Source organism: Clostridium sp. 1001271B_151109_B4, assembly GCF_015670405.1.
Taxonomy (GTDB): domain Bacteria; phylum Bacillota; class Clostridia; order Clostridiales; family Clostridiaceae; genus Clostridium.
On record NZ_JADPBQ010000006.1, the window covers coordinates 60,361 to 73,316 of the forward strand.

Below are 12,956 nucleotides of genomic sequence, written 5' to 3' on the forward strand. Positions count from 1 at the left end.
AGGAGTAACAGGCCCAACAGGAGAAAGAGGAATTACAGGACCAACAGGAGTAGGAATCACTGGAGTAACAGGTCCAACAGGAGTAACCGGAGTAACAGGTCCAACTGGACCAACTGGAGTTGGTGCAATAATACCATTTGCATCAGGATTGCCAATAATACCAATATCAGCACTTGCAGGAGTTGCAGGAACAGTAGGAGTGGTTGGATTTGGTAATTCAGCAAATACAGTAACTCTTCTAGGTGGAAATGTTGATTTAACTGGTGCTGCAGGAACATTATTAAATATGGCATTTTCAGTTCCTCGTCAAGCTACAATAACATCTATTGCAGCTTATTTTAGTGCAACAGCAGCAGTTTCAATTACTCTAGGTACAGTAACTCTTACCGCTCAACTTTATCAATCAACTACACCAAATAATACCTTCACACCAATACCTGGAGCTGTTGTTAGTATGCCACTTCCAGCTCTTGGTATTGCAGTTGGTGGAACTTTAAATGGTATTACAACTGGACTAAATATATCAGTTGCACCACAAACTAGATTATTAATGGTATATTCAGTTCAAGTATCTGGTATAACAGTTGCAACCACAGTTGCTGGTTATGCCAGTGCAGGAGTCACATTAGTTTAAAAGATATAATAAATCTTTATATATGAGCTAGTTAAATAAATTAAGTCTCATCTATATTATTTTTTAAAAAATTATATAGGTGAGATTTTTATTTATTAATTTAAAATTATATAGTAATTAATGTATATAAGTAATTATTATATACAGCTGGAATGCTTGATTATTGCTCTTTTCATTGTCAAAGCTAATGTGTTAATTATATTTAAAAATGTATTATATTACTATATGATTTAAATATATATAGACATTTAGGAAGGATTTTAATGTTCAAATTAAATTTAAATAGTGAAGATATTTTAATGAAGATTACAGTTACAAAGATTATCAATAATAAAGAGGTTATTACAAAGTTTATAGGTAATTTGTTAACTAGAGCTGGTGGAGATATAGCAGATAAAGTAAATATAATATTAACTAACGATACACTTTATTTAGAATATATAGGGCATGCAGCAATTGGATATGCTGAAGAAATAAGAGGTTTAGAAAAAATATCATTAAAAGACCTAAAAGGATTTTCTATAATATCAAATGAGAATGAAGAGTTAACAAAAACATTAAAGAAAGAACTTGCTTTTATAAGAAATAATTTAAATAATGATAATTTAGCTTTCTCTATGTCTAAAGTGATAAAAGACTTTCAATGAAAATAAAAGTAATGGTATTATCAATTGACAATAAAGAATAAAGATGTTATTATTTATTAGTCCTGATGAGGGAGTAGTTAGCATGAAAATGTGGTTAGGTCAACATAATGGTTATTAAAAGCCTGGCTTAATCTTAAATAACGAGACTCATGGATGCTTTTTTGAGCATCTATGAATCTCGTTATTTTTTTTGCAAATAATAATAAAAAGAAGGAGAATAAACATGAACATTATTACAATTATACTTACTGGTTTTGCATTAGCAATGGATGCATTTGCAGTATCAGTAACAAAGGGAATGACACTTAAAAATTTAACTAAGAAAATGGCTATAAAAATAGCTTTGTTTTTTGGAGTATTCCAAGCTGCTATGCCTTTAATAGGATGGCTTTTAGGAATAAGTTTTCAAGGATATATTCAAGCAATAGACCATTGGGTTGCTTTGATTTTACTTTCTATTTTAGGTGGAAAAATGATTTATGAGTTTTATGAAAATAGAAAAGAAGCAAAAGAAGAAAAAAATGAAGCTGTTAATGAAGCTAGTACAACTTTAGAGGAAGAAAGTGTAAGAGGAGAAGAATTATCAAATAAGGAATTAACAACATTATCTATAGCAACAAGTATAGATGCATTAGCTGTAGGGATAAGTTTTGCGTTTTTAAATGTTAATATAGTTTCATCTTCAATTATAATAGGAATAATAACATTTATTGTCTGTTTTATTGGTGTAATTGCAGGTAAAAAAATAGGTGGGTTATTTAAAGATTATGCAGAACTTGTAGGTGGTATTATTTTAATTCTTATAGGAATAAATATATTTAATGAACATACAGGGATTTTGACATATTTATTACAAAACATTTTCTAATATAATTATATGCAGATTAAGTAAATAATAATAAATAAAATAAGCACTAAAAATGTAAAGTATTAATTAGAGGTTATTGGTTCAAATGAGGATTTGTTTGGAGTAAATAACAAAAATTTAATAATATTTATATTTAAAGTGCTTTTTTATTACTTTTTTAATAATTAGTTAGATTTATTTTTTTAAATCAAGTGATAATGCATTGCACTTTTTGAATATATTATTTTCAAAGATTTTATTTATTTCATCAAACTTATTAGAATTGCTTATCATTAAATTAATTTTATTATAAATAAATATTCGACTCGTCTATATTGAAGCTTAAAGCAATACTTTACATAGTATAAAATAACTTTTATAAGATAATTGCACAGCTGATTTTACCAAATTTCAACAATTGATTTTTTAATAATAATATTTATAATTGTAAAATAAAAATTTTTTAAATTATTATAAAGGTAGTGGTTATATTATCAATTTATTATTAATTAAATATAATGATAGTTGAATACTATTTAATAATGGAGGGAATAGGTGAGTAATAAATCTTTAGATTCAATGATATTTATTAGCAAGAAAGAACTAAAATTAATAAAGGAAGAAAATAAGGACATATATTTATCTAAGATAATTAAAATTGAGGGCTTTAAGAAACTTATAGTTTCATGGAATGTAGCAACTCCACAGCAATCTTATATTATAGTTCAGGCAAAAGTTTATGTTCAGAATAAAAAGGATAAAAAGAAAAAATGGTCAGAATGGATATCTTGGGGAAAATGGGGGACAAATATAAAAAGAGGTTCAGAAAGTATTAAATATGATGAAGTAAAAATTGATGTTGATACTTTAAGTATAAATGAAGGATATTGTGGTAAGGCTATTCAACTAAGAATAGTTAGTTATTATGATAATATTGAAGGGGCAGCGGATGTAAGGGAATTAGCTATTACTTATTATAAAGAAAATAATGATGATTTAAATAATAAAGGATATGAGTTAATAAATAAATTAATAGAAACTCCATGTATTTCACAAATGCAAAGAGATGAAAGGATAGCGCATAAAATTTGTAGTCCAACAAGCTTAACTATGCTGTTAAATAGATTAGGGGAAAATTTAAAGGTTGAAGATGTTGCATATAGTTGTTTTGATTATAATTATAATGAGTTTGGAAATTGGACGTACAATGTTGCTTATGCAGGCAGTCTTGGATATAAAGCATATGTTGAATATGGAGGAATAAATTCACTTATTAGAGAAATTGGCAATGAGAGTCCGGTTGTGGTTAGTGTAAAGTATACCAATGATATTGATAATAAAGAATATCCATATGTTAAGAATGCACCCTTAACTACAAGTGGACATTTAATTGTTGTTTGTGGAATTGAAGTTAATAAAGGGGGAAAATGGATTATGGTAAATGATCCAGCAGGGAAAGACGATGAAAGTGTTAGGTTGAAGTATAAGTTTGAAGAATTTATGAAAGCATGGCAAAGGTCAAATTATATAATGTATGTTATTCATAAGAATGGTTAAAATTTTATTTTGAATAAAGCTATATTGAACTGAAAAGGGTTTAATGTAGCTTTTTTGTGTTATATGTAGTTATATCTTGAAAATTGTGAGTTAGTTGGATATAATAGTAAGAATGCAGGGTGAAAATACAAGAAAAATAGGAAAATATAAAAAAAGAGGAAAACTATGGAGAATATATTTGAGGATATAAGCGACTATATTGTTGTTGTTAATGAGAGTAAAATAATTAAGTTTTGTAATAAAAAATTTGTGGAGAAACTAAAGTATAAAAAAGAAGAAATAATAGGTAGGAATTTAGAAGAAGATTTACTATATAATAGTAAATTGCTTTGGAATATTAAACATTCATATAAGGTTTTAAATGAGAATGATAATATATATAGTTTTAAAAGTAAAGAAAATTGTATTGAAAGTTTTATTGGAAAAGTATATAAAACGAAATGGAATAATGAAGAAGCATATTTAATGAGATTTGATCCGAAAAAATATGATGATAAAGAGAAAAGTGATAATATAATAAATGATTTAGATAGGGATTTGAAATTAGCAATTAATAAGTATGAGGGAGCCGAAGCAAAAATTTCTATGCTTTTAAACACAACTATTGATTTGCTTGGATTTTTAGATGAACAAGGAAGAATACTTAGAGTTAATCAAGAATGGCAGAAATGTTTAGGATGGACAGATGAGGATTTGAAAAATATAAAGTGGCAAGATTTATTTCATCCAGATGAAAAAAATCAAGTCATAGCTATGGCTAGGGCTAGTAAAAAAGAAGGAGAAATATGTGAAGGTACAAATAGATGTAGATGTAAGAATGGCGAGTATAAAATTATTTACTGGAAAGGCATATATATTAATAAATGGGGAATATTTGTAGGGTCAGGAAGTGATATTACTGAAGAGAAAAAATATGAATCAGAAAGTAAAAAGTATGAAGAAGCCTTTCATGCAGAATTAATAAAAAATGAGTTTTTTACAAATATGTCTCATGAATTTAAAACACCATTAAACATAATATTTTCTGCACTGCAATTAATAGAGCATGGTATTAAAAACAATCAAATTATAAGTGTAGATAGTTTTAATTTAGACAAATATATAAATTCAATTAAACAAAATTCCTATAGACTATTGAGATTAGTAACTAATATTATAGATGCTAGTGAGTTTGATATGGGTTATTATAATTTAAATATGAAGAATTGTAATATAGTTTATTTAGTTGAAGATATGGTTACATCTGTAATTAGTTATGTTGAAGGAAAAAATATTGAAATAACTTTTGATACTGAAGTAGAAGAAATTATGTTAGCTTGTGATCAGGAAAAAATAGAGAGAATAGTATTAAATTTGATTTCTAATGCAATTAAGTACACCAGTAAGGATAATACCAAAGTTGGAAAGATAGATGTGAGTTTGTCTATTGATAATGGATATGTATTAATTTCTATTAAAGATAATGGAATTGGAATTTCACAAGAAGAAATAGGTATTATATTTAATAGATTTAAGAGAATTAATAATAAATTAAATAGAATGACTGAAGGAAGTGGAATTGGCTTAGCTCTAGTAAAATCTTTAGTTGAAATGCACGATGGTGAAATAAAAGTAAAGAGTGAAATTGGACAAGGAGCTGAATTTATTTTTTCTATTCCAATTAGAACAGTTAATGAGTATTCAATGGAACATAGAGAAATGATTAAATCAACAAAAATTGAAAGATGCACTGTTGAATTTTCGGATATATATGAGTTTTAAGTAAAGTTATAAATCTATAGATAAAATGCAAAATATAACTTTGAAAATTTAAGGTATTCATGTAAAGAAATGAGATTGTAAAATTGATAGTTCAGGCTATAAAATATTTAATTTTCATAAAAAATTAAGGTTAAAGTGGCAAATTTAATCTTAATAATGAATTTTATGAGAAAAGTAGTAAAATATATGGAAAAATCATTGATTAAAATATATAATTTATTATGTCAAAATGTATATTTTAATAGGTGGGGATGTGAAAAATAGAATGCAGAAGAAAAAGCTAAAAAAAATAATTGCTGTTTCAGGTGTTGTTGGAGCTATGTTAAGTGCTAAAACTATACCTGTAAATGCAACTACTATTAATAATAGTGGAATTGCAGTGGCATCTGTAAGTAAAGGACAAGTAGTTAATGTAACTTCAACTTTAAGAGTTAGATCAGCTGCTAATACAAATTCAACAGTACTTGGAACATTGAGAAATGGTTCTACATTTGATATTATTTCAAAAAGTGGAAGTTGGTATGAAATTAACTATAATGGTGGAAGTGGATTTGTTCATGAAGATTATGTTAAAGAAATTACAGAATCTTCAACAGTTTCAGCAACTGGAAAGGTAGTTAATGTTACTTCAAATTTGAGAGTAAGAAGTGGAGCATCAACGAGTGCATCAGTATTAGGATATATAACTAATAACACTTCAGTAAGTATAGTTGGAGTAGAGGGAAGCTGGTACAAGATTAAATATAATAGTGGTTATGGCTATGTTCATAAAGACTATATATCAGTTGATGGAAGTTCAAGTGATAATACAAATAATAATGCAAGTAATGGTAACAATAATTCTTCTGAAACTGTAATTAATAAAACAGGATATGTGTACAATGTAAGTAGTGGATTAAATGTAAGAAGTGCTGCATCAACAAGTTCTACTATTTTAGGTACTTTATATTCAGGAAGCTCTGTTAATATTATAGGTGAAAGTGGAAGCTGGTACAAGATTAAATATAATAGTGGTTATGGCTATGTTCATAAAGACTATATATCAGTTGATGGAAGTTCAAGTGATAATACAAATAATAATGCAAGTAATGGTAGCAATAATTCTTCTGAAACTGTAATTAATAAAATAGGATATGTGTACAATGTAAGTAGTGGATTAAATGTAAGAAGTGAGGCATCAACAAGTTCTACTATTTTAGGTACTTTATATTCAGGAAGCTCTGTTAATATTATAGGTGAAAGTGGAAGTTGGTATAAGATAACATATAATTCATCAACAGCTTATGTTCATAAGGATTATATAACTGAAAATAAACCATCTTCTGGTAGTGATAATAATAGTAGTACAAGCAATGATTCAGTTTCAAATGGAAATTCTTCATCAAGTGAAGCTATGAATGAAACTGGTGTAGTAGTAAATGTTTCTTCAAATCTTAGAGTAAGAAAAGAAGCTTCATCAAGTTCATTGGTTTTAGGATACCTTTTAAATAACCAAACTGTAACTATTACAGGTAAAGAAGGTAATTGGTATAAGATTAACTTTAATGGATCTACAGGTTACGTAAGTGCTGATTATGTAAAGATAACAACTGGAACTACTAATAATGGAGGTAGTACAGGCAATAATAGTGGTACAGAGTCTGTATCTAGTTCATATGAAATAGTTTTAGAAGCTTTAAAATCACAAATAGGTTCACCTTATGCTTATGGTGCAGCTGGAGAATTAGTTACTAGAGCTTCAATTGATAGCTTAAAAGGAAGATTCCCAAGTGATGCAGCACAAGGGAAATATGATGCACTAGAGCAATATGTAGATAGTGGATTAAGAGCTTTTGATTGTTCAGGACTTATGCAATGGGGATTTGCTAAAGCAAATATTAATATTGGAAGAACTACTTATGATCAAATAAATGCTGGTGTTGAAGTATCTATAAACAATATTCAACCAGGAGATTTATTATTTGATAGTAATCTTGGACATGTTGCTATGTATATAGGAAATGGACAATGGATTGAATCACCTAGTACTGGTAAAACTGTTAGAATAACAGATGTACGTTGGGATTCAGCTACAAGAGCTAGAAGGGTGTTCTAAGGCGAAAAATAGGTTCATGAAATTAATAATAATAGTTATTAATTTCATGACCATTTTTTATTATTAAAATTTTATTTATCGTTAATTCTATCGATGTATTGTTTCATTAAGTTTGCTGATGAAAGGAATTTTTCTTCTTCTTCTTTAGACAATTGAATGTTTAATACTTTTTCAACACCATTTTTACCAAGGATAGTTGGAACACTTAAGTAAGCATCACTAACTCCATAGTAATCATTTAAAAGTGTTGAAACAGTTAAAATACTTTTTTCATCTCTAATAATAGCTTCAACGATTCTTGTTAATGCAATTGCAACTGCAAATGCTGTTGCGCCTTTTCTCTTTATAACTTCGTAAGCACAGTTTTTAACATCTTCTGCAATAACAGTTTCATTTCCTTCATCCCATGTTATTAAATTTTGTTCAGAGAAGCTTTTAACTGGAATACTTCCAATCTTTAATGTAGACCAAGTCACAAATTCGCTATCACCATGTTCACCAAGAACATATCCTTCAACATTTCTTCCATCTATGCAAAAGTACTTACCTAATAAGCTTCTAAGTCTTGCAGTATCTAAAACTGTTCCAGAACCGATAACTCTTTCTTTTGGGAATCCTGATAATTTATAAGTCATATAGGCAAGTATATCAACAGGGTTAGAAACAACTAGTAAAATTGAGTTAGGACTTAACTCAGCAAGTTTTGGAATGAAACTTTTAAATATTAAATAGTTTTTATCTACTAAGTCCAATCTTGTTTCACCAGGTTTTTGTGGAGAACCAGCAGTGATTATGATTATATCTGAATTTTTTGTATCTTCTAAAGTTCCTAAAGTAACATTACATGGACGGCATAAAGAACTTCCATGCATCAAGTCCATAACTTCACCTAATGCTTTGTCTTGATTTATATCATTTATTACTATTTCTCTTGCGATTCCTTTTTGTAGCAATGCAAATGCAGTAGTTGCACCAATAGCACCTGCTCCAATTATTGATATTTTACTCATAATTTCACCTCATTTAATTTTTAAATATAGTATTTGTATTATTACTAAATATATTATAAAAAGAAGAAGAAATTATTATTTGTTAATAATTAGATTATAATCCTATTGTTGAAAATTTGCAAGTTATTTGACTTATTTATGAATAAAAGGATAAAAAGGATGTAGAAAAATAAAGATATTACAAATAAATTGTTAATAAATATTTATTATAGGATATTATAAAAATGTAAGAGTTTATGAAGGAATTAATTATTTTAGAATTTTAATGAGTATATTAGGAGAAATAATTTGAATAAAATTATAACTGATATAATATAAACAGAAGGTGTAATTATAATGAAATTAGTTTTTTAGTATAATTTGTACCTTTTTATTTTTCATAAAATTGATATAATCAGTAATAAGGACAGCATATGTTTTTATATATTTAAATAAAAATATGTAATGTGACAATAAGGAGGCGATTTTGTGAATTATTATAAAGTATTAGGTGTTGAAGAAAATGCCTCAAAAGAAGAAATTAAAAAGGCTTATGAAAAACAAGTTGCTTATTTCAAAAGTGAAGTTAAAGATGAAAAAAGATTAAATAAATTTTTGGAATTATTTGATGAGGCATTAGCTACATTAAATGTAGAAGAAAAAGAAATCATTCAGCCAATAAAAGAAGATAAAAGTATATTTGATGAGGAAGTAAGTAAATTATTTAAAGCGGTAGAAGAAAAGGAAAAATCAAGTGGTATTAATGAGATATCTGAAGCTATAGGGGAGTGTCCAAAGGATAGCTTTGAAGAATATTCAAAGGTGAAATGTAAAGAAATTTTAGGTGGAGACTTTAATGAAAGTTGTAATGTTGATAGCAATAGTGTATTATCTGATGAAAAAAATATTCTTAATTCAAATAATGGTATAAGATCTTCTATAAAAGAAAATAAAGTTAAAGATGAAGTAGATAATACTAAGGTAGAATATGAGAAGAAAAGTATAAATGACAATATAGAGATGAAAGAACCACAAAATATAAATGAAAGCTATGCAGCTACTGTAATATTGAGTAGAGAAGAAATAGTTAAGGAAGCACTTAAAGAAAATTCTAAAAAAAGCGAAGTACCTATATATAAATCTAAAGTGGAATTTGAAAGTGTAAATGAGTTTTTTAACAATGATTATGATGATGACTTTGAGAGTGAAGACGAATATGAGAATGATTATATAGGAAGGTTAATTAAAAATAAGAAAAATAAAAAGAAAAATAATATAAAAAATAAAAAAGAAAATATTAAGAAAAAAAGTAATGATTCTGAAAGAAATAAAGGGTACAATAATACTGAGAAAAGTAATAGAAGTAACAGTAAAAGTGATGATTTGAGTAACAATAATAGACAGACTGAAAATTATCAAAGTGGAAGTACAGTAAAATCAGATAGGGTAGGAAGACAAGCTGTGAAAAATAGAGCTAATAAAGTTTTAAGTAAAGAAAAGTCAGTAGGTCTTACTAATATACTATTGATACCTTTTAAAATTTTGGCTCTTCCTATTATAGTTATTTTAACATTATTAAGCATAATTTGTAAGGTCTTAAGTGTATCATCTTGGATAGTATCAAAGGTCATAATTATTGGAGCAATTGCAATTAGTGCTATTCATGGTTATAGAATTTATACAGGTCAAATATCCAGTGAATATAATATATTTGTAATTTGTGCTATTGGATTCGTAATTTCTATATTTTTACCAAGTGTACTTAAGGTAATTTCAAGTTCGGTAGACACAAGCAATAAAGCTTTGAAAGGCTTTGTTTTTGGGTAAGAGAAAAACAGGCTAAAATGGTCTGGAAAATGGAGATTTGAAATCCGTCGCGAGAGGAGAATGAAAAATTGGGAAAAGCTATTGATGAAAAGAAGTTAGATGTACAAGAAATAGAAAAGTTAAAAGTAAGCTTGGCTTTAGCCAATACTGAAATTAAAAAACTAAAAAAAGATATAGAAATATTAAAAAAGGCTATCAATATTGATGTTGAAAATACAAATATTAATCCAAATAAAGTTAGTAAGGAAAGTAGTATTAGCTTGATTAATGAAGATGATATGGATGTAAGTCTGAGTGAGACTTCAAAAGTAATAGAAGAACTGACAATAAGTGGACAAGAATTGTTAAGTGAAAATATTTCTAAAGAGAAAAAAGAAAATATACAAGATAAAGAAGAGAATAAATCAATTTTAGAATTTGTTGTTGAAGAAGACTCTATAGGGGAGCAAGAAAAAGATAAGATTTGTGTGGAGATTAAAGAGCAAGAAGAGGAGATTATTGATTTAGTACTTCAAGAAACTAAAGAAAAAAACAAAGAAATATCAATTGAAGAAATTGATGAAGAAGTTCAATTAGGATTAGAAAAAATTTCAGAAGAAATTGAAATAGGATTTAATAATATAGCTGATGAAATTACTGTTGAGGAAGAAATAGTTCTGGCTATATCTGAATTAAAAGAAGAAATGTTTGAAGTTAAAGAGGTAGAAAAAGAGGAGGAAGTTAAAGATCAAGCAATAATTATTGAAGATGAAATTTTAATAACATCTAAAGATGTAATGTTAGAAGGTAGCGAAAGACAAAAGGAAGATACAATAACCAATGTAGAGCATATAATTGAAGCTATAGAAAATAAAATAAAAGAAGATAATAATGTTGAAAATAAAGAATTATTGAGCAAAATAAAGAAAGCTTTTATAGAAAATAATAATTATGAATGTATAATAACATTAAATAAAATAATTGATGAGATAAATGAAATAGAGAAAGAGTTACTTGATAAAGAAAAAATTGTATTGTTATATTTAAGCTATTTTTATGATAAGTTAAATGATTTGCTTGAAAAGAGTGAAGTTATAAATGAATTTTACATATCAGAAAATGAGGAAAGTAAATTATTAAAAATGATTATTGATGAAAAAGAGTTTGCTTTAAACAAAGAAGTAGATTTAAGTGTTAATAATATTTTAAAGAGTAATAAAAAGATATTTAATTCTCTAGAAACAATTATTAAAGTTAATATTATAGAAAAAATCAATCATATTATTTATAAAAACTTTGATGAAGTATTTTCAATTAATGATATTGCTTATGGTGTAGATACACTAAACATTAAAGCTTGGGTAAAGAAAAAAGACGAAGTCAAATGGAAACTTGTTGAGGGGTTATACTCTAGTGATAATAATAAACTATATATGCTAGAAAGTGCTATTTCTATATTAAAATTAAATTATGACAATAGTTCAAAGAATGCTGTTGAAGAAGAGATTAACATTTGGAGAAAAGAAGTATCTAATAAAAAAACAAATAGTAAGATAAATGAACTTGAGAGTGATAAAGGTCAGATAAAAAATAAAGATATAAATAATACTTTCAAAATTGAAAAAGATAAAAGCACTAATCCAAAAGTCGAAATAAAAAATAAAGATATAGATAATAATGATAGTGAGCATGGATGGGGAAAATTAAAAAACTTAATTTTTAGAAGAAATAAAATGAATAATAAAGAGTAATTAAAAATGAGTATATCTGTAAAGGGATATACTCATTTTGTTTATAGTTATTTAACAAAAGATAAAATATGAATCATATTTACAAAAGGTATAAAATACTATATAATATAAATATAAAAACTGCAATAAGAGGAGGGATAAAATATATAGGATAAGTGCTTTTAAGAGAATATTAAGATTATTGTAACAAAATTGACAAATTTATATAGTATTATGTTTACATAAGGAGTGATTGATTATGGAAAATAATATAGCGTTTGTAGATTCTTATCACGAAAGAAATTATATAGAATTAGTGAAAAACTTTATGGGAAATTTAAATAAAGATTTATATATAGTATTAAAGTTATTGAGTATTAATGAAGTTTATAGTGTAGCTAGAGAATATATTTATGGTACGACTATTAAATTTAAGGAATTATTAAATGATAATAGAATTGTAAATACTTCAAAATTTATAGTTGAGTTAGCACATAGTTTTTATACTAGAAACTTTTCAGTCAATGAGTTATCAAGTACAAGAAAATTAGATGTAGATACAAGAAATTTTATAATAAATATTTTAAATTATTATGAAAAAAAAGAAAAAACAATAGATACATGTGCTTAAATTAAATGAAAAGATTTAAAAATAAAAAAGAAATAAGTTAGAAATTATAAATAAGGTAAGTCTGACATTGTCAAATTAGAAGAAAGCTATTTGGTGATATTAGGCTTATCTTTTTTTGATGAAATATAATTTTAAGTAGGATAATAAGCAAATAAATTAAGATAGATTTATTATGTATTTTTTACTTTTTATAGTAAATATATTTTTATTAAAAAAGGTGTTGAAATAAATTGATATAAATGTTAAAATTAGTAAAAGA

The 12,956-nt window shown here is 26.3% G+C and carries 10 protein-coding genes; 9 read left to right on the forward strand and 1 reads right to left on the reverse strand.

From position 1 onward, the window contains the following. From I4V63_RS15605 to I4V63_RS05935, 6 genes are all read left to right on the forward strand, one after another. A partial coding sequence (locus I4V63_RS15605) for an exosporium glycoprotein BclB-related protein (protein ID WP_279325747.1) occupies positions 1-634 on the forward strand: 634 nt, incomplete at its 5' end. 263 nt (positions 635-897) lie between these two features. After that, positions 898-1,281, forward strand: coding sequence for a hypothetical protein (locus I4V63_RS05915; RefSeq protein ID WP_196000366.1), 384 nt, complete (start codon positions 898-900; stop codon positions 1,279-1,281). Between the two features lie 223 nt (positions 1,282-1,504). Next, positions 1,505-2,149: a manganese efflux pump MntP family protein gene (locus tag I4V63_RS05920; RefSeq protein WP_196000367.1), complete on the forward strand. Its 645-nt coding sequence runs from the start codon at positions 1,505-1,507 to the stop codon at positions 2,147-2,149. 534 nt (positions 2,150-2,683) lie between these two features. Then, entirely contained in the window at positions 2,684-3,685 is a 1,002-nt protein-coding gene (locus I4V63_RS15790; RefSeq protein ID WP_196000368.1) for a C39 family peptidase, read from the forward strand. A 165-nt stretch (positions 3,686-3,850) separates the two neighbouring features. Further along, the gene (locus I4V63_RS05930; RefSeq protein WP_196000369.1) at positions 3,851-5,446 is read left to right on the forward strand and encodes an ATP-binding protein; all 1,596 of its coding nucleotides are present in this window, start codon (positions 3,851-3,853) and stop codon (positions 5,444-5,446) included. Positions 5,447-5,699: 253 nt separating this feature from the next. Then, positions 5,700-7,541 (forward strand): SH3 domain-containing protein, encoded by a 1,842-nt coding sequence (locus tag I4V63_RS05935; protein ID WP_196000370.1) that lies wholly within the window; start codon positions 5,700-5,702, stop codon positions 7,539-7,541. A gap of 71 nt (positions 7,542-7,612) precedes the next feature. Here I4V63_RS05935 and I4V63_RS05940 read toward each other — a convergent pair whose 3' ends face one another. Then, a complete protein-coding gene (locus tag I4V63_RS05940; RefSeq protein ID WP_196000371.1) occupies positions 7,613-8,551 on the reverse strand; it encodes an L-lactate dehydrogenase in 939 nt (312 codons plus the stop codon). A gap of 468 nt (positions 8,552-9,019) precedes the next feature. Here I4V63_RS05940 and I4V63_RS05945 point away from each other — a divergent pair, with 468 nt between their 5' ends. From I4V63_RS05945 to I4V63_RS05955, 3 genes are all read left to right on the forward strand, one after another. Then, positions 9,020-10,357 carry a DnaJ domain-containing protein gene (locus I4V63_RS05945; protein WP_196000372.1) on the forward strand — a complete coding sequence of 446 codons (1,338 nt, stop codon included), beginning with the start codon at positions 9,020-9,022 and terminating at the stop codon, positions 10,355-10,357. 68 nt (positions 10,358-10,425) lie between these two features. Beyond that, complete coding sequence (locus tag I4V63_RS05950; protein WP_196000373.1) at positions 10,426-12,087, forward strand: hypothetical protein; 1,662 nt, start codon at positions 10,426-10,428, stop codon at positions 12,085-12,087. Positions 12,088-12,325: 238 nt separating this feature from the next. Next, positions 12,326-12,697, forward strand: a complete 372-nt coding sequence (locus tag I4V63_RS05955) for a hypothetical protein (RefSeq protein ID WP_196000374.1) — start codon at positions 12,326-12,328, stop codon at positions 12,695-12,697. The last annotated feature ends 259 nt before the right edge of the window (positions 12,698-12,956 follow it).